Genomic DNA, 20022 nt, shown 5'->3' on the forward strand with positions numbered 1-20022 from the left:
GGTGGCGCCGGGCCGTGGGGGCCTGGCCCCGCCGGCCCCGGAGCCCGTTCAGGAGCCGTCGCGGGGCGCGACGAGGTTCGTCCGCGCGTACTCGACTACGGCTCCCTGACCGCCGTCGGCAGCTCGCCCGTGCCGGGGTCGCGGCCGGTCAGGCAGTAGGTGCCGCCTGCCGGGTCGCGCATCACCGTCCAGTGCGGCCCGCTCTGGACGTGGGTGGCGCCCAGCCGCTCGTGCCGAGTCCGGACCGCCGCGATGTCCGCGCAGGCGAGGTCCAGGTGGGCGGAGGCCGGACGGTCGTCGTCGAGCCGCTGGAGCAGGATCCGCACCGGCTGACCGGCCGGCGGCCTGAGCACCCGGAACTCCGGCCTTGACCCCGCCAGCAGGTCCCAGCCGGTCAGCGCGGCCCAGAAGGCGCTCTCGGCGTCGTACCCGGAGGGCGGGATGTCCAGGCACACCTGGTCCAGACGGCTGCCTCCGACCACTGGCGGCCGCACCTTCTCTCCCTGCCAGACCCCGGCACAGAACGGCTGCCCGCCCGGCGAGCGCAGCACGGCCCAGTCCGAGTGATCGGCGACCGTCGCCGCGCCGAGTCCGGCGGCCGTCGCCATGAACGCCCGCACGTCGTCGACGAAGAAGTCGAGATGGGCCCCGCCGTCCCCGTCCAGGACCCCTTGCAGCTTCAGGCAGGGATCGGCGCCGTCCGGCAGCAGGGTGACGAACTCCTGCCGCTCGCCCCGGAATCCGGAGAGCCGGGTGGCCGTGACGGCCGTCCAGAAGGCATGGGCCTCGGCGAGGCGGCCGAGGGGGCGGTCGGCGAAGGCGTACGTCCAGCGGATCGTGTCCATGACCGGGATCGTAGGGTGACGGCCCCGGCGAGCGGGGGGATTTCAGCCCGCCTCCGGGTCCACGGGCCAGCGGCCCGGGGCCGGGTCCGAGGGCCGCTGGAGGAACCGCAGCATGTTCCCGGCCGGGTCCCGGAACGCGCAGTCCCGCACCCCGTACGGCTGGTCCGTCGGCTCCTGCAGCACATCGCCGCCGGCCTCCCGGACCCGCTCGTACAGCGCGTCGCAGTCCGCGGTGGTGAAGATGACGCCGCGCAGCAGCCCCTTGGCGAGCAGTTCGGCGATCGCCTGCTTGTCGGCCCGGGAGATGTCCGGGCTCGCGCCCGGCGGCTCCAGCACGATCTCCACGTCCGGCTGCAACGGGGAACCCACGGTGACCCACCGCATCCCCTCGAAGCCCACGTCGTTGCGGACCTCCATGCCGAGCACGTCACAGTAGAAGTGGAGCGCCTTGTCGTGGTCGTCCACGGCGATGAAGCACTGCTTGAGTTTCAGGTCCATGGCCTCACGCTAGGCCCAGCCGGACCCCTGTGCGCGGAAGTCCCGGCCGAAGTGACGCCGACCTGCGGGCCTGCGCCGTTCAGTACGGCCGGCGGCGCGGCCGGGTGAACGAGCGGGCCACGCAGGACGGGATCACCGCGCTCTCCTCGTGGGAGCCGGCCCGGTAGGCGCTCGGCGTCTGGCCGACCAGCTCGGTGAACCGGGAGCTGAAGGAACCGAGGGAGGTGCAGCCGACGGCGAAGCACACCTCGGTCACCGTCAGATCGCCGCGCCGCAGCAGCGCCTTGGCCCGCTCCACCCGGCGGGTCATCAGATAGCTGTACGGCGTCTCCCCGTACGCCTTGCGGAAGCTGCGCTGGAAATGGCCGGGCGACATGTGGGCGCCACGGGCCAGCTCGGTCATGTCGAGCGGCTCGGCGTACTCGCGGTCCATGCGGTCGCGCACCCGCCGCAGCCGTACCAGGTCCTCCAGGCTCACCCCGACAGCTTGGCACGGCGCGACTGCGATACTCCAGCCATGAACACCGGGGTGACAGAGAGCGGCCGGCGGGCGTACACGGCGGAGGAGGGGCGGCGGGCGGACACGGCGGGGGAGGCGCGTGCCACGGACTGGTCGATGCGATCCGCGACGACCGCGGACGTCGAGACGATCGCCGAGCTGCGGGCCGAGGTGATGCGCCCGGACCTGGAGCGCCTCGGACGCTACGACGAGCACCGGGTCCGGCAGCGGCTGCGGGACTCCTTCTCCACCCGGTACACGTCGGTGGTCCTGAGCGGCGGCGAACTCGCCGGCTGCGTCACGGTCCGGCCCGCCGCCGGGGACAGGCAGTGGCTGGAGCACTTCTACCTCGCCCGGCACCTCCAGGGCCGGGGGCTGGGCTCCGCCGTCCTGCGCACCGTGCTGGAGCGCGCCGACGCCGAGGGGGCGACCGTCGCCCTGAACGTCCTGCAGGGCAGCGCCGCCCGCAGGCTCTACGAGCGCCACGGTTTCGTCATGGAATCCCAGGACCCGGTCGACGTGTTCATGGTGCGCCCGCCCGGCGGCATCGGTCTCCCGCTGTAGGTCCGCGGCCCGATCCGTCTTCCGCCGGCGTGTGCCAGCCTCGTCCCATGACGCACTCCTGGCCCGGTCACCTCGATGTGGGAGCGGTCCGGTTCGCCCGGCCGACCGCGCACTACGACGACGTCGTGGTCTTCTACCGCGACGTCCTCGGCCTGCCCGTGCTCGCCCAGTGGCGCGGCCACGCGGGCTACGACGGCATCGTCCTCGGGCTGCCCGGCACCCCCGTGCACATGGAACTCCTCCAGCACGGAGATCCGCCCCGCATCCCCGAGCCGCACCCCGAGAACCAGCTCGTGCTCTACCTGCGCGGCCCCGAGGCCGTCACCGTCGCCGCCGACCGGCTGGCCGGGCACGGCCACAGCCCGGTCCCCGCGGCCAACCCCTACTGGACCGAACGCGGTGCCGTCCTCTTCGAGGACCCGGACGGCTGGCAGGTCGTGCTGGCGCCCTGGGTCTTCGGCGAGGATCCGCCACCGGCGGTCTGACCGCGCGATCGGCTCACAAGAGTCGCGGGTACGGGGAGGCGGACCTTGACGGGGTGCGCCGACCACCGGTGATCTTCAGAGTCTGCCGCGCTGACAAAATGGATGAAGCGGACGAAGCGAACGAAGCGGAGTGATCGAGGCACGACGGACTAGCCTCGGGCCATGGTGACGCGCACCCGGCTGTATCACGACGGCACTCTCGTCCTGGAAGACTTTCCCGCCAGTGACGCCTCCGTGCATCTGGCCGATCCGGCATCGGTCCTGTGGCTGGACCTGTACCGGCCCGGAACCGCCGATTTCGCCATGCTCGGCCAGGAGTTCGGCATCCATGAACTGGCTCTGGAGGATGCCGCACAGCATGGGCAGCGGCCGAAACTCGACCGCTATCGCACCCATGAGTTCCTCAGCGCCTATGCCGTGACCGTCAACCCGGACGGTGCGGAACTGACGTACAGCGAGATCGCCGTATTCCTCACCGGCCAGGCAATGATCACCGTCCGTAAGGACGACGGTCTCGACATCGAGGACGTCGTCGCCCGCTGGGACGAGAGCCCGGACCTGACCGGCCACGGCGTCGGATTCCTGCTGCACGGCCTGCTCGACCATCTGGTGGACGGTCACTTCGCCGCGGTCCAGCGCCTGGACGATGGCATCGAGGAGCTGGAGGGTCTGCTCTTCGTGGCCGGGCGCCGGGAGATCGAAGCCGTGCAACGCCGGGCGTTCGCGCTGCGCAAGTCGCTCGTCCAGTTGCGCCGCGTCGTACTCCCGATGCGCGAGGTGGTCAACACCCTCATGCGCCCCGGCCTGCACGTGATCGCCGACCCTCTCGTCCCGTACTACCAGGACGTCTACGACCACGTGCTGCGTGCCACCGAATGGACGGAATCGCTGCGGGACCTGGTGGCCTCGGTCATGGAGACGAACCTCTCGGTCCAGGCCAACAGCATGAACCTGATCATGAAGAAGGTGACGAGCTGGGCAGCGATCATCGCCGTACCCACCGCGATCACCGGCTACTACGGACAGAATCTCCCCTACCCGGGTTTCGGCCGCCAGTCCGGATTCATCACCTCCGCGGCCGTCATCGTGATCCTGTCCGCACTGCTGTATGCGGCGTTCAAGCGCAAGGACTGGCTCTGACCGGTCCGATGCCGGGCACCGGCGACCAGCCGCCGAATGCTGGAAAATACCTGGTCAACCCCGGCTTTTCGGGCCGTGGGCGGAGTAGTGTGAAGGCACCGGGAGTTCTTCGCGTGCCGGCTCCGCCGCGGGTGCCGTTTCCGGTGATCGACAACGCCGGGCCGCACCCTCGAGCCCGGGGACAGGTCCGCGTCATGCCCGTGACCATTGACCGTACGACATCGAGCAGGCGCGCGCCGTCGTCGCCGGCGCGGCTGTCCCTGACGCCCGCGCCGGGCGGCCTGGACGGCATGTGGTGGCCTCGCTCCCGTGCCCTCACCCGTGAACTGCCCACCCTGACGGCCGCGCTGGGCGAACACTGGGGCCGCATCACAGGTGTCACCGTGCACCCGGCCTACTGGCCCGTCATCCCGCACTGGGTGTCCGTCGCCGGGCGCAGCGTGCGGGTGGACTGCTCCACCGAGGCTCAGGATCCGCACAGGCTGACCCTCTCCCTACCGGATGGCCGCCGAGACGTCCTGGTGATTCCGCCGGAGACCCGGGCGGAGGCAGCCGGGCACCTGATGGCAGGCGACGGCGTCGATGCCCCGGGCCGGGAGGAACCAGCAGACGGGATCAGTGCCCGATGCGGGGAAGAGGCATGGGAGACCGACGGCGGAGCGGGTCCGCCGTCGTCCCGGCTCGGCAGGGCGCCCCGCGGCCCGTCGACGGAGGTGAGGGGCGCATGACTGTCATCGCCCTCGCCGTGCTGCTCGTCCTGATCGCCGTCGGAGGCGTTCTGATCCACCGGCTCAACGCTCAGCACGACGAGCGGATGGCTGACTTCCACTACAGCGACGCCCTGCCGGGGGTCGGCCGCCGCCTGAGCCGGAGACACCGCCGGTCGGTGGCGGACACCGCCGTTCCGACACGCCTCACCGCGACAGCCACCGCGGAGGAAATCGACTTCGGCCCGGACAAGGGGGGCAGAGGAGAGCACATCATGGCCATGCTGCGTGAGCGGAAGGGGTACCGCGACAAGATCATGCGGGCTCTGTACCAAGCCGCTGAGGGCAATCGCCTCCTGGGCGTCGACGGGGCGGAGCTCCGCGACGACCTCGGCATCCCTGAACAGGATCTGGCCGCCGCCTGTACGTATCTGGTGGGCGAAGGCTGGGTCGTCGTCGACTGGGGGAGGGGCAACACGCCCGAGATGATCACGTTGACGCACCTGGGGCTCCAACAGATGGAGACAGAAGAGGAAAGTGCCCCTCCCCGCGAGGGACGGGCGACATCATGATCGGCTCCGGCACCCACGCGGTCTCCGGGCTGCTGCCCGACGCCGTCCACAAGGCGGTGAGACCCGGAACGGCCCTGCTGAGGCTGGAGACGACACACGCGCGGGAGGGAATCCTGGACGGTGCCTGGTGGCCGCGGTCCCGGGACATCGCCGCCGAACTGCCCCCGCTCATCACCGCGCTGACCCAGCACCTCGGCCCCGTCACCCGCGTCGGTCTGGACACCGGCGCCTGGGACGGACTGCCGGCCCGGCTGATGGTCGACGGCCGCGTCGTGCACATCGACTACTTCCCGGTCGGTGACGACACCATCCTTGTCACCCGAGGCGAGCGGGACCACTTCTCCCTGCTGGTGGTCCCGCCGGACACCCCGCCCGATGCGGCACGTGCCGCGATGGCCAGGGGCGTCAGGGCCGACAACGTCACCGAGGCCGAACAGATCCTCATCGACCTCACCACTGCCGGCGGCACACCGTCTCCGCCGGGCTGACATCTCGGTCGCGGGCGGGACCCGACATCGATCACCAGTAGTGGCGTCGACCGGCGACGGCGTGTCCCATCGCGCCGAGGATCCACAGGATGGCTCCTATGACCAGCAGGATGATTCCGATGGTCCACAGGATGGACAGGCCGGTGAGGAAGCCGACGACGAGCAGAATGACGCCCAGGATGATCATGATCTCTCCTTCGGGGAGTGGTGCCGGCGCCCCCGCGAACTGCGATGGGCCGCACGGGCGTCGGCGGGAACGGGCTGATCTCCTCCTTACTCGACGCGGTGTGGTCCGTGGCGGCTGACTTGTAGGCGGACCTCGGTGGGCATGTCGGTGAGGCCGGTGGACCGTCGCGCCGTGCTGAGCGGGCCTTCGCAGAGGGCACCGAGAGTGGCGCCGGGCGTGCCCTCGGGGGCGAGGGTGAGCCTGATGCGGGTGCGGTGGTGGGCCGGTCGGCCGGTGATGTGTACGGCCGCATGGTCGACACCTGGCAGGGCACCCGCCTCGGCCGCGATCGCGTCACCGAGGGCGCGGTCGCGAAGTTCTACGCCCTCCTGCGGGGGTGTGCCGCCGACGGGCAGGGAGCCGGGGCGGCGTCGGCTCAGCTGGGCGAGCAGCCACCACAGGGCGAGCAGGACGGCGAGGACGAGGGCGGCGATGACCGCCGGCCACCACCAGCCCTGGCTGCTCCAGCGGGCCCGGTCGGCTGAGCCGAGCAGGACGTCGGCCGGGGTGGTCAGGGGCCAGCCCGTGGGCGGGATCAGGTCGTGTCGCCGGTAGAGGTCGAGTCCGGCGAAGAGGATGAGCAGCCCGCCGCCCAGCAGGACGAGGCCTGCGAGGGCCAGCAGAGTGCGGTTGAGTGCGGATCGCGGCGTCATGGCGGGCTCCCGGTGGTCCGGTTGTCGGTCAGCCGGTGCGTTGCCGCACCCGTACGACGATGCGGGGAGGACGAGCGAGGGCCAGCCGGCCGCGTTCCTCGCCGAGGACGGCGGTGAGGTCGTCCTTCACCCGCCGGGGGTCGCGGAAGCGGACGTCCGCGCGGGCCTTGATGCGGTGGCGTCCTACGAGGACACGCGCCGCGCCGACTCCGGGAACCCGCATCGCGGCGTCACGCAGCAGGACGGCCGCGCCGTCGCGGTCCAGGAAGGCCCGCAGGCGCGGGCAGCCGGCGGGGGAGCGCAGCGGCAGCCAGCGGCGCTGACCTGGGGTGAGAGCCAGGACGATCAGCCAGACGCCGACGGCCGCGGCCACGGCGGCTCCCGTCAGCATCCACACGTCGTCCACCGGGCGGGTGGCCAGTTCGTCGGCCAGATGCCGTCGCCAGGCCGCCGCCGGACGTCCCGCCCGTACGGCGACGACGTCGACCAGCGCCGCGGCCGCGGCCACGAGGATCACCGCGGCGACCAGCGCCGCCGTGATGCGACGCGCGGACCACGCGCGGCGGGTCCGGCGCCCGCTGTCGCGCGCACCAGGTGGAAGGTCGGAGATGGACATGTCGCGCTCGGGCGGGTCGGACTCCTTCGTCAGCGGCACGGCGCCACGGTGCGCGGACGATGCGGAGGCGCGGCCCAAGGGGCCGGGATCGGGTGTCATCGCGATCGCCCTTCCCGCACGGCGTGCCCGGCGACCCGGTCCGTGCGGCCGCTCACCGGACCCGCCCCCGGCCCGCGTCGGCAACGGTCACCAGCCGCCGGACGGTGAGGAGGACTTCTCCCACCCGCAGGCCGGTCAGCTGGGCGACCTGTTCGGCGACGTCCTGCCGGATCCGCTCGCAGACACGGGGGACGTCGGTCGGATAGGGCAGGTCCATGGTCAGGTGCAGGCGCACCGATCCGGTACGGACCGCGGCGGAGGCATCAGGCGCCGCCGGGGCGCCTCGATCGGGCGGGACGGCGGCACGCCGGGACTGGGCCGCGCGTGCGGCCTGGGCGGCGATACGGGCGACCACCCTGTCCGGGATGACGGTGGCGCCCCGCTCGGCCGGGGGCGGCAGCCCGGCGGCCGGCGCCGGCGGGTTCGAGCCCTCGCCCGGGGGAGCGGGCCGGGTCCTCACCGCTGCCTCCGTGTCCGCAGGTCGAGGTCGCCCTGGACGACGAGGCCGACGATCAGCCCCGCCGCGCCCAGGACGAGCACCAGAAGAAAGGCCCAGAAGCCGCCGAAGTAGCCGGCGAAGCCCAGGGCCATGCCGGCTGCGAGGCCCGTCGTCGCTGTGTTCATCTCGCACTCCCGTCCCGCGTACGCACGTCACCGTGCGCGCGATCGCCCGCGCCCGCTCAGGGCGCGGCGGTGGATCACCTCACGCGGCCCACGTCCGGTTCGGCCTCTTCCTCCTCGTCGGGCAGGTGGACGTCGCCGACGGCGATGTTCACCTCGACGACCTCCAGGCTCGTCATCCGCTCCACGGCGCTGATGACATTGGTGCGCACGTCGCCGGCGACGTCGACGATGGAGACGCCGTACTCGACGACGACGTCCAGGTCCACCGCGGCCTGCCGCTCGCCGACCTCGACCTTCACTCCTCGCGTGACGGCCCCGCCTCCGCCTGCGCCGGGAACGCGTTCCCGCATGGCGCCGAAGGCGCGGGCCATCCCCGCCCCCAGGCTGTAGATGCCCGGTACCTCGCGGGCCGCCATACCCGCGATCTTGGCCACCACACCGTCCGCGATGGTGGTCTTCCCCCGTGTCTCGGCCGGAGCCCCCGGCCCGGTGCGGCCCTTGAGCGCGCTCACGCCCGCCTCGGGCCGGCCGCCTCCGCCGACGCTGGTGATGTTGTCCGTCATGGCGGTCGCCTCGATCGGTCGCTGGGACACCGGTGCGGTGCCTTCCAGACGTTGGACATATGGGGCGCCGCATTCCTCACGGATATGCAATGTGATGTGCGTCACATGCGACTCGTCGGGTACCCGGCTGGCCCAAGCCTTGTGTGGGGGCGTCATGATCGAAAGCGCTGTCTCCCCATCGCCGGACCGCGACCTGATGGGACGCGACCTGCCGGACGATCTGCTGGCTGCACGGGCGGCCGAGGGGGACGAGGACTCGTTCGCCGTTCTCGTCCAGCGGCACGGCCGGTCCCTCCTTGCCCTGGCCCGCTGCATGCTCGGCAATCCCCAGGACGCCGAGGAGGCGGTCCAGGACGCCTTCGTCAGCGCCTGGCGGCGACTGCCGGAATACCGCCACAGCGCGGAGTTCCGTACCTGGATGTACCGGATCACCGTCAACCGCTGCCTGACCATGCGCCGTCGCCGGCCGCCGCCCCTTTCGCTGGAAGCCGTCGCCGAACCCGCGGCGGGAGACGCCTGGAGCCAGCCCGCCCGGTCCGCCGAGCAGGAGGCGGCCACCGCCGCGCTGTCCCGCGCACTCGGCGATCTCGACGGCGGGCAGCGACTCTGCTGGATCCTGCGGGAGGTGCAGGGTCTGTCCTACAAGGAGATCGCCCATGTGACGCGGACCAGCGAACCCAAGGTGCGCGGCAGACTGTTCCGGGCACGCCGATCCCTGCAGGAGGCGATGGGCCCATGGCGCTAGACGACCCGCACGCGCGGCCCTCCGAACCTCTCGGAGCGGACGGGACCGGGTCCGAGCCGGGTGCCGCCGACCTCCCCCCGTTCGCAGGTGACGAGGCCCTGCCCTGTGGCCGGCTGCTCAGCGGGGTCTGGGAACAGACCCGGGACGCGGCGCCGGCCGCGGACCCGCACACCCTCTCCTGTCCACACTGCCGCGAGGCCGCCGAAGGACTGGCCGCGGTGGACGCGGCCACCCGAGGGCTGCGCGACGAGGAACCTCCCGGCCTGCACGCACTCGTCGAGCGGATCATGGACGTCGTCAGGGCAGAGGTGCGGCTCGGGCGGCTGCTGCCCCTGGCCGACCCGGACCGGGAGCTGCGAATCTCCGAGAGCGCCGCGGCGAAGGTACTGAGGCGGGCCGCGGACACGGTCCCCGGTGCCAGGGCCGCGACCTGCAGGCTCGTACCCGCGGGCTCCGGCACCGACGTGCGGGTGACCATGACCCTGGCCGCCGCCCTCGACCGCCCCCTGCCCGACCGGGTCCGCCAGGTGCGCCGATCGGTCCTGCACTCGGCCGGACAGGACCTGGGTCTGGCCGTGACGGCGGTCGACATCGCCGTGGTCGACGTCCTGGAGCCGGAGCCGCTCCTCGGTCCCGGCCTCCCGACCGGAGGCGGCACGTGATGACCGTCATCAGCGCGACCACACTTCTCGGCGCCGCGGTCGAGGCGGCCCTCGCGGTTCCCGGCGTGACGGGCCTGCAACCCCGTCTCTCCCATCGCCTGGCGGCAGCCGCAGCGCCCGCCCGGACGGATGCCGCGCCGCACCGCACGCCCGAGGCGGGCATCCGCGCGTGCCGGTCGCCGGACGGTTCGGGATGGCACATCGAGGTGCGCTGCGTCGTGTCCCAGGGTCGGCGGGCGCTGGATGTCGCCCAGAACGTCCACGACCGGGTGGCCGCCGCCGTCATCTCCCACCTCGCCGCCCCCGATGCCGTGGCACGGGTCACCGTCGAAGTCACCGTGACCGGAATCGCCACCCGGTACGACATGGGGTGAGCTCGAACCTCGGAGCGGCGCTCGACACCATGGAGGTCGCGCCGGGCGCTGCAGCCGGCGGTCGTGGCGCGGGCGAGTGTGTCACGGCGGCCCGTGCCCGGTCGGCGAGGCGGCCTGCGTGGTCGGGAAGGGCCGCGCGAAGGCCCTGCTCAAGGCGGCCGGCCGTCGTGGCGCGCGGAGCGCGGTGGGCGAGGGCGGCCGGGCGAAGAGGACCGCACCCGGACCGTCATGGACGCCGTGCTCGGCGGCCTGCGGACCGGGTGCGGACAGGGAGACGCTGCAAGAGAGAAATAGCAGGTCAGAGGGCGTAAGAGGAGATCACGCCTTCTTGGTCTCCCAGAAGATCTTGTCGATCTGCGCGATGTAGTCAAGCGCCTTCTGGCCCGTCGCCGGGTCGGTGGACGCCTTGGCGGCCGAGAGGGCCTTCAGGGTGTCGTTGACCAGCTGGTGCAGCTCGGGGTACTTCTCGAAGTGCGGCGGCTTGAAGTAGTCGCTCCACAGCACGGAGACGTGGTGCTTCGCCAGCTCGGCGCGCTGCTCCTTGATGACGGTGGCACGCGCCTGGAAGTGCGGGTCGTCATTGCCGGCCATCTTCTCCTGGACGGCCTTCACCGACTCCGCCTCGATGCGGGCCTGGGCCGGGTCGTACACGCCGCAGGGCAGGTCGCAGTGCGCGCTGACCTTGACCTTGGGGGCAAACAGGCGGGAAAGCATGGAGCATTCCTTCCTCGTGATCGTCTTCTCAGGTGCGACATTACTCCCTGGGGGACCTGTTTTCGTGAGTGCCCCCTAGGGCTTAGGACAAAAGTCCAGGGTCACACTGAGACTGGTGGAGGAACGGACCGGGGAGGTGCCGGGATGCCGGAGCTGTCGCAGGAGAGCGAGCGGGGGAGAACCGGGGCGCCCTTCGGGCTGGCCGAGGTGACGGGTCCGTCCATGGTTCCCACGCTGCACCACGGGGACCGGCTGCTCCTGCACTACGGGGCCGCGGTCCGGCCCGGTGACGTCGTGGTGCTGCGGCACCCCTTCCAGCAGGACCTGCTCGTCGTCAAGCGTGCCGTGGAGCGGCGCGAGGGCGGCTGGTGGGTGCTCGGGGACAACCCTTACGCCGGCGGCGACAGCACCGACTACGGGGTGGTGCCCGACGAGCTGGTCCTGGGCAGGGCGCGGCTGCGGTACCGGCCGCTGCGGCCCGGTCAGCGTTCGCCGCTGGCGCTCGCGCGCTGGGTGTTCTCCGCGGCGCGGCCGCTGCTCACCGACCGGTCGGCCTCCAGGCGTTTGCGGGCCCGGTAGGCGGCCACGTTGGCGCGGGTCGCGCAGCGGTCGGAGCAGTAGCGCCGGGAGCGGTTCGTGGACGTGTCGAGGTAGGCGTTGCGGCACGGGGCCGCCTGGCACAGGCCCAGCCGGTCGACGCCGTACTCGGTCAGGTGGAAGGCCAGGCCCATCGCCGCGATGGCCGCGTAGCCGGCGGTGGCGTTGGAGGGGTGGTCGGCCAGGTGCATGTGCCACAGGGGGCGGCCGTCCTCGTCACGGTGGTCGTGGCCGGAGATCTGCGGGCTGACCGGGAACTCCAGCAGCAGTGAGTTGAGGAGGTCGACCGCGAGGGTCTCGTCGCCCTTGTCCGCCGCCTCGAAGACCGAACGCAGCCGGGACCGCACCGAGCGGAAGCGGGTGACGTCGGCGTCGGCGGCGCGGCGGGCCGCCGAGGCGTTGGCGCCGAAGAGGTCGCGGACGGCCTCGACCGACGTCAGGGAGTCCTTGCCCCGGACCGGCTCCTCGCTGTTGACGAGACGTACGGCGTAATCCGAGTAATAGGCCAGTTCCACTTGTAGTCCTTACGGAGGCGCTCTATGGTCATGTCTGCGGTCGGGTAACAGCCGGTCGTGCTTCCAGGGTATTACGCGTGCACGAGGAGACGGGGTTTTCCATGACCACCAGTACCAGCACCGGAACCGACTGGGCCGCCTGGCAGGAGAGCTGGGACCGGCAGCAGGAGTGGTACATGCCGGACCGCGAGGAGCGGTTCCGGATCATGCTCGACATGGTCGAGGCGCTCGTCGGCACGGCACCGCGCGTGCTCGACCTCGCCTGCGGCACCGGCACCATCACCGCCCGGCTGCTTGCCCGGTTCCCCGACGCCACCAGCACCGGGGTCGACCTCGACCCGGCCCTGCTCGCCATCGCGCGCGGCACCTTCGAGGGCGACGACCGCGTCTCCTTCGTCACCGCCGACCTCAAGGACCCCGACTGGCCGGCGCGGCTGCCGTACGACTCCTACGACGCGGTGCTGACAGCCACCGCCCTGCACTGGCTGCACAGCGAACCCCTCGCGGCACTCTACGGACGGCTCGCGGAACTGGTGCGCGCCGGCGGTGTGTTCATGAACGCGGACCACATGATCGACGAGAGCACCCCGCGGATCAACGCGGCCGAACGCGCCCAGCGGCACGCCCGCATGGATCAGGCCAAGCGGGACGGCGCGCTGGACTGGGCCGAGTGGTGGCGGGTGGCCGCCGAGGACCCGGTCCTGGCCGAGCCGACGGCCCGCCGCTTCGAGATCTACGGCGAGCACGCCGACGGCGACATGCCGTCCCCGGCGTGGCACGCGCGCGTACTGCGCGAAAAGGGATTCGCGGAGGCCCGGCCGGTGTGGTGCTCGCCCTCGGACACGCTGCTGCTCGCGGTGAAGTGAAACCTGCGGCGCCTTCCCGGTCAGGGCTGGACCACGTACCTCCCCTGAGCGGCGGAAAGGGCCGGTGCGGGCGGGTTTCCCCGTCCGCACCGGCCCTTTCCCGACTCCTGACGGTCAGAGGACCTTCGACAGGAACGACTTCGTCCGGTCGTGCTGCGGATTCGTCAGCACCTCGCGCGGATGACCGGATTCGACCACCACACCTCCGTCCATGAACACCAGGCTGTCACCCACCTCGCGGGCGAAGCCCATCTCGTGGGTGACGACCACCATCGTCATGCCGGACTCGGCGAGGTCGCGCATGACGTCCAAGACGTCACCGACCAGCTCCGGGTCGAGAGCCGAGGTCGGCTCGTCGAAAAGCATGAGCTTCGGATCCATCGCGAGGGCCCGAGCGATCGCCACCCGCTGCTGCTGGCCACCGGAGAGCTGCGAGGGGTAGTTCCCGGCCTTGTCGGCGAGGCCCACCCGCTCCAGGAGCTGCATTGCTCGCTCCTTGGCCTGGGCCCTGCCGACGCCCTTGACCTGGACCGGCGCCTCGATGACGTTCTCCGCCGCCGTCATGTGCGGGAACAGGTTGAAGCGCTGGAAGACCATGCCGATGTCCCGGCGCTTCAGCGCGACCTCGCTGTCCTTCAGCTCGTACAGCTTCTCGCCCTTCTGGCGGTAGCCGACCAGCTCGCCGTCCACGTAGAGACGGCCGGCGTTGATCTTCTCGAGGTGGTTGATGCACCTCAGGAAGGTCGACTTGCCGGAGCCGGAGGGGCCGATGAGGCAGAACACCTCACCCTGCTTGACCTCCAGGTCGATGCCCTTGAGCACCTCCACGTGGCCGAAGGACTTGTGAACGCCCTCCGCCTTGACCATCGAGGCCGTTCCCGTGGGGACGGCGTCACTCTTGCTCAGCTTGTCGGTCATGCGCCCACCGCTCCCCTCGGGCCGCCCAGCGACAGCACGTTCGCCCGCACCTTCTGCCACGGGGTCGGCGGCAGCTGGCGGCTTGAGCCGCGTGCGTAGTAGCGCTCGATGTAGTACTGGCCCACGCTCAGCACCGAGGTCATGATCAGGTACCAGGCCGCGGCCAGGAAGTACATCTCCACCGGAGCGCCGGAGTTCTGGCCGATGTCCTGGGCGAAGCGGAACAGCTCGGGATACTGGACGGCCGCCACGAGCGAGGTCGTCTTCAGCATGTTGATCACTTCGTTGCCCGTCGGCGGCACGATCACGCGCATCGCCTGCGGGATGATGATCCGCCGCAGCGTCCTGCTGTGGCTCATACCGAGGGCGTGCGCCGCCTCCGTCTGGCCCTCGTCCACCGCGAGCAGACCGGCCCGGCAGATCTCCGCCATGTACGCCGCCTCGTTCAGACCCAGGCCGAGCAGCGCCGTCAGCAGCGGCGTCATGAAGTTCGACCAGTAGTCCTTGTAGAACGGCATCAGGTTGATGTACTCGAAGACCAGGCCCAGGTTGAACCAGAGGAAGAGCTGGACCAGGACCGGGGTGCCGCGGAAGAACCAGATGTAGAACCAGGCGATCGACGAGGTCACCGGGTTCTTCGACAGCCGCATCACCGCGAGGACGATGCCGCCCACGATGCCGATCAGCATCGACAGGACCGTCAGCAGAAGGGTCTTGCCGACACCCTTCATGATCCGGTCGTCGAAGAAGTAGTCCGGTACCGCGTGCCAGTTGATCTGGCCCTGGCCGAACGCGTAGATGATCGCGACGAGGATCGCGATGGCGATGACGGCGGTGACGTACCGCCCGTAGTGCCGGACCGGGATCGCCTTGATGGCCTCCGGGCCGGCCGGGGGAGTGTGCTGCCCCCCGGCCGCCGACTTGTCGATGTCAGTCACGGGTGTTGCCTCTCAGTGGCCGCTTCGGGTCCGCGGGTCACTTGCCGCCGTTGATCACGGACTGCTTGACGGCGCCGTCCTGCGCGCCCCACTTCTCCAGGATCTTGCCGTACTCGCCGCTCTTGATGACGGCGTCCATCGCGGCCTGGAGAGCGTCCCGCAGCTGGGTGTCCTTCTTGGCCACGGCGATGCCGTACGGCGCGGCCTCGACCTGGTCGCCGACGACCTCGAAGTCCTTGCCGCCGCCGGAGGTCTTCACCGCGTACGCGGCGACCGGGAAGTCGGCGGACACGGCGTCCGCGCCGCCCGAGCGCAGCCGGGTCTGGGCCTGCTGGTTGTCGTCGAAGGCCTCGATGGCGAGCTTCTTGCCGCTCGGACACTTCTTGGCCTGCTCCTTGGCCAGGTCCTCCGAAGTGGTGCCGCGCTGCACGGCGAGCTTCTTGCCGCAGAGGTCTTCCCAGGTGGTGATGCCCTTGGTGTCGCCCTTGCGGGTGTAGATGGAGACACCGGCGGTCAGGTAGTCGACGAAGTCGACGCCTTCGCCGACCTTCTTGCCGGTGTCCGGGTCGACGCCCTCCTGACGGTTCTTGTTGTCCGTCATCGCCGACATCGCGATGTCGTAGCGGTCCGAGCGCAGACCGGTGAGCAGACCGTCGAAGGTGCCGTTCTCGAACTGGAACTTCACCCCGAGCTGCTTGCCCAGGGCCGCCGCCAGGTCGGGGTCGAGACCGACGACGTTTCCGGAGTTGTCCTTGTACTCGACCGGGGCGTAGGCGATGTCCGACCCGACCCGGACGACGCCGCTGCTGCGGATGTCCTTGGGAAGCTTGCCGGCCAGCGGGGCGCTGCCGGCGGACGAGCTGCCGGAGTCGTTGCCGCTGTCCTTGGTCTGGTCACCGCAGCCGGTGAGGATCAGGGCGCCGGCGACCGCGATCGCACCGACCGCTGCAGTCCGGGCGCGGGCGGGAGTACGACGGGTGGAGCTTGCGGTCATGGTGGTTCCTCCGGCGGGTGGAAAGAGGTGCCGATGGGTCGACGGAAACACACACCTTCGGGTGTCGCGACCTCGTGGGTTTACGGCATCTTGCCATTCGGGTTAGCCCATCCAGGGGAGTCGCAATGTCAAAATCGGATAACGGGTGATCCCTCAATCGCGTCAGGACGGTCCCTCCCCGACCCCACACCCCGGACCATCTGCGGTGATCCCGGCCTCCGGCCGTAAAAACTTCTACCCGTCTCACCATGTGGTCGGTGAAGATCGTGGTTCTTCCCATCCAGCAGGGCCCTTGCCAACGGTGTGACCGTCCTGTCAGCCGCGTGTCACCCCTGTGTGGCTTTCTGGTTCCCAGATGTGACCTTGCACCTAATGGACTCGTCGTCAGCGCCGTCCGTCCGGTAAGAAGGTTCTTTACACCCCTCATCCGGGGCTCAGGGCGCGTGTGCGGCGCGCCCGTCGCGCAGCCGCTCGTACGTATCGGCAACCGGGCCTGCGCGGTGCCCGCCCACCCCTCACCAGGAGTGGTCGACCCTCAAACCATGCATACCTAAGGGGTAAGACAAAGTGGCAGCGGAGATCGTCAATCCTCGCAGCGACAACACGACGGACCAGGACGGGGCCGAGCCCCTCGATTCCTTCGATCCGGCGTTCGCGCTTCATCGCGGCGGCAAGATGGCCGTGCAGGCCACCGTTCCGGTCCGCGACAAAGACGACCTTTCCCTCGCGTACACGCCCGGCGTCGCGCGCGTGTGCACCGCGATCGCGGAGCAGCCGGAACTGGTCAACGACTACACATGGAAGTCCTCGGTGGTCGCCGTCGTGACCGACGGCACGGCCGTGCTGGGACTCGGGGACATCGGACCCGAGGCCTCCCTCCCCGTGATGGAGGGCAAGGCCATCCTGTTCAAGCAGTTCGGCGGAGTCGACGCGGTGCCCATCGCGCTCGACTGCACGGACGTCGACGACATCGTCGAGACCGTGGTCCGGCTCGCTCCCTCCTTCGGCGGAGTGAACCTCGAGGACATCTCGGCGCCCCGGTGCTTCGAGATCGAGCGCCGGCTGCAGGAGCGCCTGGACATCCCGGTCTTCCACGACGACCAGCACGGCACGGCCGTCGTGACGCTCGCGGCGCTGCGGAACGCGGCCCGGCTGAGCGGCCGCGAGATCGGGCAGCTCCGGGCCGTCATCTCGGGCGCCGGCGCGGCCGGTGTCGCCATCGCCAAGATGCTGGTCGAGGCCGGCATCGGGGACGTGGCGGTGGCGGACCGCAAGGGCGTCGTGTCGGCCGGCCGGGACGACCTGACGCCGGTCAAGCGCGAGGTCGCCTCCTTCACCAACAAGGCCGGCATCACCGGGTCGCTGGAGGACGCCCTGGCGGGTGCGGACGTGTTCATCGGCGTCTCCGGCGGTACGGTCGCGGAGGCGGCGGTCGCCTCCATGGCCGAGGGTGCCTTCGTGTTCGCGATGGCCAACCCGAACCCGGAGGTGCACCCGGAGGTGGCGCACAAGTACGCGGCGGTCGTCGCGACCGGGCGCTCGGACTTCCCGAACCAGATCAACAACGTGCTGGCCTTCCCCGGGATCTTCGCGGGCGCGCTGCAGGTGCGGGCCACTCGGATCACCGAGGGCATGAAGATCGCCGCCGCGGAGGCGCTGGCCGCCGTCGTGGGCGATGATCTCGCCGCCGACTACGTCATCCCGTCGCCGTTCGACGAGCGGGTCGCTCCCGCGGTGACGGCGGCGGTGGCGGCCGCCGCCCGTGCCGCGGGCGTCGCCCGTCGCTGACGTCGCGCCGAATGGCCCCGCCCGAACGGGCGGGGCCTTTCTTCTGCCCGGCCGCCCCCCGGCCGGGTGTGCTCCGGGCCCGGGCCCGGCGGTGCCGGTGGTGCTGCCCGGAGCCGTGCGCGCCGGGCTGCGCCGGTCGGGTGCCCTTGCGCAAGAGGGCATGTGTCACAGCCCCCCGCGGTTCCGTCGGCTGCACGGCGCACCTATCGTCGAGCCATGTTCGCTGCCTACGCCGCCCGAATCGACCGCGACCAGCCGCTCACCGGACTCGAGTTGGGGGAGCGTCCGGCCCCCGAGGCCCGGCCCGGCTGGAGCACCGTGAACGTCCGCGCCGCCTCCCTCAACCACCACGACCTCTGGTCCCTGCGCGGTGTGGGCCTCGCCGAGGACAAGCTGCCGATGATCCTCGGCTGCGACGCCGCCGGGATCGACGAGGACGGCAACGAGGTCGTCCTGCACTCCGTCATCGGGCAGAGCGGCCACGGGGTCGGCCCCAAGGAGCCCCGCTCCATCCTCACCGAGCGCTACCAGGGCACGTTCGCCGAGCGGGTCGCCGTGCCGACCTGGAACATCCTGCCCAAGCCGAAGGAGCTCTCCTTCGCCGAGGCCGCGTGTCTGCCGACGGCCTGGCTGACGGCCTACCGGATGCTGTTCACCAACGCCGGGGTGCGGCCCGGTGACTCGGTCCTCGTGCAGGGCGCCGGCGGTGGTGTCGCCACCGCCGCGATCGTGCTGGGCAAGGCGGCCGGACTGCGGGTCTTCGCGACCAGCCGGGACGAGGCCAAGCGGAAGCGGGCGCTGGAGCTCGGCGCGGTCGAGGCGGTGGAGTCCGGAGCCCGGCTCCCGCAGCGCGTGGACGCCGTCATCGAGACCGTGGGCGCCGCCACCTGGTCCCACTCGGTGAAGTCCCTGCGGCCCGGGGGCACGCTCGTGATCTCCGGCGCCACCAGCGGTGACCGTCCCTCGCACGCCGAACTGACCCGGATCTTCTTCCTCGAGCTGAAGGTCGTCGGTTCCACCATGGGCACCAAGGACGAGCTGGAGGACTTGCTGTCCTTCTGCGCCGCCACCGGCGTACGCCCCGTCATCGACGAGATCCTGCCGCTGGACCGGGCCCGCGAGGGCTTCGAACGGCTGGCGTCCGGCGAGCAGTTCGGGAAGATCGTCCTGACGAACGAGTGACCGTGCCCGCCGGCGGCGTGGCCCCGGTGACGGCCGGGGCCCGCACGGTGGCGTGCCCCGGCCGTCGGCGGGTCAGACCCTCGGGCGGCGGAGTATCGCGCCGATGTGGGCCGCGGCCGCCGAGAGGTGCCCGCGGGCGTCCTGGAGCTGGTCGGGGGTGACGCCGTGGTCGCGGGCCGCGTCGCGGATGTCGTCGCGGAAGCGGTCCAGCAGGCGGTCGAGGTCGCGGGCCGGGTCGCCGGTGGGTGTCTCGTGCGCCCAGGACGGTTCGTACTCGGCCGGGAAGTCCTCCGGGGGCATGGAGTACTCCGGTGCCGCCGCAGGGGCTGACTTGCGCGGGCCGGCGGCCGCTCCTTCCGCGGTGCGGCCGAAACCGCGGTCCTTGCCGAACTCCTTGCCGTACTCCTTCCCGAACTCGCCGAACTCCTTGGCGAGTTCGGTCAGGCCCTCGCGCACGCCGGTCGGCCAGTCGCCGCGGGTGAAGTGGTCCTGCACGCGCTCCTGGACCCGGTGAGCGATGCGCTGCATCTCCTCCTGCGCCTGGGCCCGCGCCCGCGTCTGGGCCTCCTGGGCCTGGTGGCGGGCCCGCTGGGCCTCCTCGCGGGCCCGGCGGCTCTCGTCCTTGGCGCGGCGGGCCTGCTCCTTCCACTCCTGCTTGACCCGGCGCATCTCCTCCTTGGCGGCCCGCCAGGCCTCCTTGTCGCCGAGGTCGCCGCTCTCGTCGGGGGGTCCCGCATCGCCGCCGTTCCTCCCGGAGCCCCGGCGGGCCTCGGAGGCGGCGGCGCGCATCTCGCGCCGCAGATCGCCGGCCGCGCCGCGCACGTCGGCCCTTATCTCGGCGGCGAGTTCCGCCACCGACTCACGGATCTCCAGCTCCAGGTCGGCCAGCTCGCCGCTGCGGTCGGCGAGTTCGGCGCGGCCGGCGTCCGTGATGGCGTAGACCTTGCGGCCGCCCTCCGTGGTGTGCGTGACCAGTCCCTCGGCCTCCAGCTTGGCGAGGCGGGGGTAGACCGTGCCCGCCGAGGGGGCGTACAGGCCCTGGAAGCGTTCCTCGAGAAGCCTGATCACCTCGTATCCGTGACGTGGGGCCTCGTCGAGCAGCTTGAGCAGGTACAGGCGCAGGCGGCCGTGGGCGAAGACGGGAGGCATG

At 71.2% G+C, this 20022-nt stretch carries 28 protein-coding genes; 13 read left to right on the forward strand and 15 right to left on the reverse strand.

Annotated elements, in window-relative coordinates; genetic code table 11:
• Positions 1–95: 95 nt before the first annotated feature.
• The 3 genes from ACZ6B1_RS11815 to ACZ6B1_RS11825 all read right to left on the reverse strand — a co-directional run bounded on the left by ACZ6B1_RS11815 (position 96) and on the right by ACZ6B1_RS11825 (position 1821).
• Complete coding sequence (locus ACZ6B1_RS11815; protein WP_468777173.1) at positions 96–845, reverse strand: VOC family protein; 750 nt, start codon at positions 843–845, stop codon at positions 96–98.
• A 42-nt stretch (positions 846–887) separates the two neighbouring features.
• Entirely contained in the window at positions 888–1343 is a 456-nt protein-coding gene (locus ACZ6B1_RS11820; protein WP_468777174.1) for a VOC family protein, read from the reverse strand.
• A 79-nt stretch (positions 1344–1422) separates the two neighbouring features.
• Positions 1423–1821 carry a helix-turn-helix transcriptional regulator gene (locus ACZ6B1_RS11825; RefSeq protein WP_445049486.1) on the reverse strand — a complete coding sequence of 133 codons (399 nt, stop codon included), beginning with the start codon at positions 1819–1821 and terminating at the stop codon, positions 1423–1425.
• 138 nt (positions 1822–1959) lie between these two features.
• Here ACZ6B1_RS11825 and ACZ6B1_RS11830 point away from each other — a divergent pair, with 138 nt between their 5' ends.
• The 6 genes from ACZ6B1_RS11830 (at position 1960) to ACZ6B1_RS11855 (ending at position 5798) form a co-directional block, all read left to right on the forward strand.
• Entirely contained in the window at positions 1960–2406 is a 447-nt protein-coding gene (locus ACZ6B1_RS11830; RefSeq protein WP_468777502.1) for a GNAT family N-acetyltransferase, read from the forward strand.
• A gap of 47 nt (positions 2407–2453) precedes the next feature.
• Positions 2454–2891: a VOC family protein gene (locus tag ACZ6B1_RS11835; RefSeq protein WP_468777175.1), complete on the forward strand. Its 438-nt coding sequence runs from the start codon at positions 2454–2456 to the stop codon at positions 2889–2891.
• A 162-nt stretch (positions 2892–3053) separates the two neighbouring features.
• Positions 3054–4031: a magnesium transporter CorA family protein gene (locus ACZ6B1_RS11840; RefSeq protein ID WP_468777176.1), complete on the forward strand. Its 978-nt coding sequence runs from the start codon at positions 3054–3056 to the stop codon at positions 4029–4031.
• A gap of 194 nt (positions 4032–4225) precedes the next feature.
• Positions 4226–4759 carry a DUF5994 family protein gene (locus ACZ6B1_RS11845; protein ID WP_468777177.1) on the forward strand — a complete coding sequence of 178 codons (534 nt, stop codon included), beginning with the start codon at positions 4226–4228 and terminating at the stop codon, positions 4757–4759.
• Entirely contained in the window at positions 4756–5310 is a 555-nt protein-coding gene (locus ACZ6B1_RS11850; RefSeq protein ID WP_468777178.1) for a hypothetical protein, read from the forward strand. Before ACZ6B1_RS11845 ends, ACZ6B1_RS11850 begins: the two co-directional genes overlap by 4 nt.
• Positions 5307–5798 carry a DUF5994 family protein gene (locus ACZ6B1_RS11855; protein WP_468777179.1) on the forward strand — a complete coding sequence of 164 codons (492 nt, stop codon included), beginning with the start codon at positions 5307–5309 and terminating at the stop codon, positions 5796–5798. Before ACZ6B1_RS11850 ends, ACZ6B1_RS11855 begins: the two co-directional genes overlap by 4 nt.
• A gap of 31 nt (positions 5799–5829) precedes the next feature.
• Here the strand turns inward: ACZ6B1_RS11855 and ACZ6B1_RS11860 are convergent, their stop codons facing one another.
• From ACZ6B1_RS11860 to ACZ6B1_RS11885, 6 genes are all read right to left on the reverse strand, one after another.
• A complete protein-coding gene (locus ACZ6B1_RS11860; RefSeq protein ID WP_380970841.1) occupies positions 5830–5985 on the reverse strand; it encodes a DUF6131 family protein in 156 nt (51 codons plus the stop codon).
• An 86-nt stretch (positions 5986–6071) separates the two neighbouring features.
• A complete protein-coding gene (locus ACZ6B1_RS11865; RefSeq protein WP_468777180.1) occupies positions 6072–6677 on the reverse strand; it encodes an alkaline shock response membrane anchor protein AmaP in 606 nt (201 codons plus the stop codon).
• Between the two features lie 28 nt (positions 6678–6705).
• Positions 6706–7332 (reverse strand): DUF6286 domain-containing protein, encoded by a 627-nt coding sequence (locus tag ACZ6B1_RS11870; RefSeq protein ID WP_468777181.1) that lies wholly within the window; start codon positions 7330–7332, stop codon positions 6706–6708.
• 112 nt (positions 7333–7444) lie between these two features.
• The gene (locus tag ACZ6B1_RS11875) at positions 7445–7852 is read right to left on the reverse strand and encodes an Asp23/Gls24 family envelope stress response protein (protein WP_468777182.1); all 408 of its coding nucleotides are present in this window, start codon (positions 7850–7852) and stop codon (positions 7445–7447) included.
• Positions 7849–8016: a hypothetical protein gene (locus tag ACZ6B1_RS11880; protein WP_030645371.1), complete on the reverse strand. Its 168-nt coding sequence runs from the start codon at positions 8014–8016 to the stop codon at positions 7849–7851. The genes ACZ6B1_RS11875 and ACZ6B1_RS11880 overlap by 4 nt, the downstream gene beginning before the upstream one ends.
• A 74-nt stretch (positions 8017–8090) precedes the next feature.
• Positions 8091–8579 carry an Asp23/Gls24 family envelope stress response protein gene (locus tag ACZ6B1_RS11885; RefSeq protein WP_468777505.1) on the reverse strand — a complete coding sequence of 163 codons (489 nt, stop codon included), beginning with the start codon at positions 8577–8579 and terminating at the stop codon, positions 8091–8093.
• A gap of 154 nt (positions 8580–8733) precedes the next feature.
• Here ACZ6B1_RS11885 and ACZ6B1_RS11890 point away from each other — a divergent pair, with 154 nt between their 5' ends.
• From ACZ6B1_RS11890 to ACZ6B1_RS11900, 3 genes are read left to right on the forward strand one after another with little or no spacing between them, the layout of a single operon-like run.
• On the forward strand, positions 8734–9324 hold the full coding sequence (locus tag ACZ6B1_RS11890) for an RNA polymerase sigma factor (RefSeq protein ID WP_468777183.1): 591 nt from the start codon (positions 8734–8736) through the stop codon (positions 9322–9324).
• Positions 9315–9986 (forward strand): hypothetical protein, encoded by a 672-nt coding sequence (locus tag ACZ6B1_RS11895; protein ID WP_468777184.1) that lies wholly within the window; start codon positions 9315–9317, stop codon positions 9984–9986. Before ACZ6B1_RS11890 ends, ACZ6B1_RS11895 begins: the two co-directional genes overlap by 10 nt.
• Positions 9986–10360 carry an Asp23/Gls24 family envelope stress response protein gene (locus ACZ6B1_RS11900; RefSeq protein WP_468777185.1) on the forward strand — a complete coding sequence of 125 codons (375 nt, stop codon included), beginning with the start codon at positions 9986–9988 and terminating at the stop codon, positions 10358–10360. The genes ACZ6B1_RS11895 and ACZ6B1_RS11900 overlap by 1 nt, the downstream gene beginning before the upstream one ends.
• A 318-nt stretch (positions 10361–10678) precedes the next feature.
• On the opposite strand, the gene sodN is transcribed toward ACZ6B1_RS11900, so the two are convergent.
• The gene (gene sodN / locus ACZ6B1_RS11905) at positions 10679–11074 is read right to left on the reverse strand and encodes a superoxide dismutase, Ni (protein WP_004983535.1); all 396 of its coding nucleotides are present in this window, start codon (positions 11072–11074) and stop codon (positions 10679–10681) included.
• A gap of 144 nt (positions 11075–11218) precedes the next feature.
• On the opposite strand from sodN, the gene sodX reads away from it, so the two are divergent.
• Positions 11219–11653: a nickel-type superoxide dismutase maturation protease gene (gene sodX / locus ACZ6B1_RS11910; protein WP_468777186.1), complete on the forward strand. Its 435-nt coding sequence runs from the start codon at positions 11219–11221 to the stop codon at positions 11651–11653.
• Here the strand turns inward: sodX and ACZ6B1_RS11915 are convergent.
• Positions 11557–12186 carry a CGNR zinc finger domain-containing protein gene (locus tag ACZ6B1_RS11915; RefSeq protein WP_468777187.1) on the reverse strand — a complete coding sequence of 210 codons (630 nt, stop codon included), beginning with the start codon at positions 12184–12186 and terminating at the stop codon, positions 11557–11559. The two genes, sodX and ACZ6B1_RS11915, sit on opposite strands and share 97 nt — an antisense overlap.
• A 101-nt stretch (positions 12187–12287) precedes the next feature.
• Here ACZ6B1_RS11915 and ACZ6B1_RS11920 point away from each other — a divergent pair, with 101 nt between their 5' ends.
• A complete protein-coding gene (locus tag ACZ6B1_RS11920; RefSeq protein ID WP_468777188.1) occupies positions 12288–13052 on the forward strand; it encodes a class I SAM-dependent methyltransferase in 765 nt (254 codons plus the stop codon).
• Between the two features lie 114 nt (positions 13053–13166).
• Here the strand turns inward: ACZ6B1_RS11920 and ACZ6B1_RS11925 are convergent, their stop codons facing one another.
• Genes ACZ6B1_RS11925 through ACZ6B1_RS11935 form a run of 3 tightly spaced genes read right to left on the reverse strand, consistent with a single transcriptional unit; the run spans position 13167 to position 15902 of the window.
• Positions 13167–13970, reverse strand: a complete 804-nt coding sequence (locus tag ACZ6B1_RS11925; protein WP_468777189.1) for an amino acid ABC transporter ATP-binding protein — start codon at positions 13968–13970, stop codon at positions 13167–13169.
• Positions 13967–14908: an amino acid ABC transporter permease gene (locus ACZ6B1_RS11930; protein ID WP_468777190.1), complete on the reverse strand. Its 942-nt coding sequence runs from the start codon at positions 14906–14908 to the stop codon at positions 13967–13969. Before ACZ6B1_RS11930 ends, ACZ6B1_RS11925 begins: the two co-directional genes overlap by 4 nt.
• A gap of 37 nt (positions 14909–14945) precedes the next feature.
• Positions 14946–15902 (reverse strand): ABC transporter substrate-binding protein, encoded by a 957-nt coding sequence (locus ACZ6B1_RS11935; protein WP_359545761.1) that lies wholly within the window; start codon positions 15900–15902, stop codon positions 14946–14948.
• 567 nt (positions 15903–16469) lie between these two features.
• On the opposite strand from ACZ6B1_RS11935, the gene ACZ6B1_RS11940 reads away from it, so the two are divergent.
• Both ACZ6B1_RS11940 and ACZ6B1_RS11945 read left to right on the forward strand, forming a co-directional pair.
• Positions 16470–17690 (forward strand): NAD(P)-dependent malic enzyme, encoded by a 1221-nt coding sequence (locus tag ACZ6B1_RS11940; protein ID WP_468777191.1) that lies wholly within the window; start codon positions 16470–16472, stop codon positions 17688–17690.
• 216 nt (positions 17691–17906) lie between these two features.
• The gene (locus tag ACZ6B1_RS11945) at positions 17907–18872 is read left to right on the forward strand and encodes a zinc-binding dehydrogenase (RefSeq protein WP_468777192.1); all 966 of its coding nucleotides are present in this window, start codon (positions 17907–17909) and stop codon (positions 18870–18872) included.
• Positions 18873–18944: 72 nt separating this feature from the next.
• Here the strand turns inward: ACZ6B1_RS11945 and ACZ6B1_RS11950 are convergent, their stop codons facing one another.
• Complete coding sequence (locus ACZ6B1_RS11950; protein ID WP_468777193.1) at positions 18945–20021, reverse strand: helix-turn-helix transcriptional regulator; 1077 nt, start codon at positions 20019–20021, stop codon at positions 18945–18947.
• Position 20022 lies beyond the last annotated feature (1 nt).

The sequence above is a fragment of the Streptomyces sp. NPDC041129 genome (genome assembly GCF_055592265.1).

Excerpts from the sequence above, each read along its gene's own strand:
- ACZ6B1_RS11815 (WP_468777173.1), bottom strand. The coding sequence starts at position 845 with ATGGACACGATCCGCTGGACGTACGCCTTCGCCGACCGCCCCCTCGGC.
- ACZ6B1_RS11820 (WP_468777174.1), bottom strand. The coding sequence starts at position 1,343 with ATGGACCTGAAACTCAAGCAGTGCTTCATCGCCGTGGACGACCACGAC.
- ACZ6B1_RS11830 (WP_468777502.1), top strand. The coding sequence starts at position 1,960 with ATGCGATCCGCGACGACCGCGGACGTCGAGACGATCGCCGAGCTGCGG.
- ACZ6B1_RS11835 (WP_468777175.1), top strand. The coding sequence starts at position 2,454 with ATGACGCACTCCTGGCCCGGTCACCTCGATGTGGGAGCGGTCCGGTTC.
- ACZ6B1_RS11840 (WP_468777176.1), top strand. The coding sequence starts at position 3,054 with ATGGTGACGCGCACCCGGCTGTATCACGACGGCACTCTCGTCCTGGAA.
- ACZ6B1_RS11845 (WP_468777177.1), top strand. The coding sequence starts at position 4,226 with ATGCCCGTGACCATTGACCGTACGACATCGAGCAGGCGCGCGCCGTCG.
- ACZ6B1_RS11850 (WP_468777178.1), top strand. The coding sequence starts at position 4,756 with ATGACTGTCATCGCCCTCGCCGTGCTGCTCGTCCTGATCGCCGTCGGA.
- ACZ6B1_RS11855 (WP_468777179.1), top strand. The coding sequence starts at position 5,307 with ATGATCGGCTCCGGCACCCACGCGGTCTCCGGGCTGCTGCCCGACGCC.
- ACZ6B1_RS11860 (WP_380970841.1), bottom strand. The coding sequence starts at position 5,985 with ATGATCATCCTGGGCGTCATTCTGCTCGTCGTCGGCTTCCTCACCGGC.
- ACZ6B1_RS11865 (WP_468777180.1), bottom strand. The coding sequence starts at position 6,677 with ATGACGCCGCGATCCGCACTCAACCGCACTCTGCTGGCCCTCGCAGGC.
- ACZ6B1_RS11880 (WP_030645371.1), bottom strand. The coding sequence starts at position 8,016 with ATGAACACAGCGACGACGGGCCTCGCAGCCGGCATGGCCCTGGGCTTC.
- ACZ6B1_RS11885 (WP_468777505.1), bottom strand. The coding sequence starts at position 8,579 with ATGACGGACAACATCACCAGCGTCGGCGGAGGCGGCCGGCCCGAGGCG.
- ACZ6B1_RS11890 (WP_468777183.1), top strand. The coding sequence starts at position 8,734 with ATGATCGAAAGCGCTGTCTCCCCATCGCCGGACCGCGACCTGATGGGA.
- ACZ6B1_RS11895 (WP_468777184.1), top strand. The coding sequence starts at position 9,315 with ATGGCGCTAGACGACCCGCACGCGCGGCCCTCCGAACCTCTCGGAGCG.
- ACZ6B1_RS11900 (WP_468777185.1), top strand. The coding sequence starts at position 9,986 with ATGACCGTCATCAGCGCGACCACACTTCTCGGCGCCGCGGTCGAGGCG.
- sodN (WP_004983535.1), bottom strand. The coding sequence starts at position 11,074 with ATGCTTTCCCGCCTGTTTGCCCCCAAGGTCAAGGTCAGCGCGCACTGC.
- sodX (WP_468777186.1), top strand. The coding sequence starts at position 11,219 with ATGCCGGAGCTGTCGCAGGAGAGCGAGCGGGGGAGAACCGGGGCGCCC.
- ACZ6B1_RS11920 (WP_468777188.1), top strand. The coding sequence starts at position 12,288 with ATGACCACCAGTACCAGCACCGGAACCGACTGGGCCGCCTGGCAGGAG.
- ACZ6B1_RS11925 (WP_468777189.1), bottom strand. The coding sequence starts at position 13,970 with ATGACCGACAAGCTGAGCAAGAGTGACGCCGTCCCCACGGGAACGGCC.
- ACZ6B1_RS11935 (WP_359545761.1), bottom strand. The coding sequence starts at position 15,902 with ATGACCGCAAGCTCCACCCGTCGTACTCCCGCCCGCGCCCGGACTGCA.
- ACZ6B1_RS11945 (WP_468777192.1), top strand. The coding sequence starts at position 17,907 with ATGTTCGCTGCCTACGCCGCCCGAATCGACCGCGACCAGCCGCTCACC.
- ACZ6B1_RS11950 (WP_468777193.1), bottom strand. The coding sequence starts at position 20,021 with ATGCCTCCCGTCTTCGCCCACGGCCGCCTGCGCCTGTACCTGCTCAAG.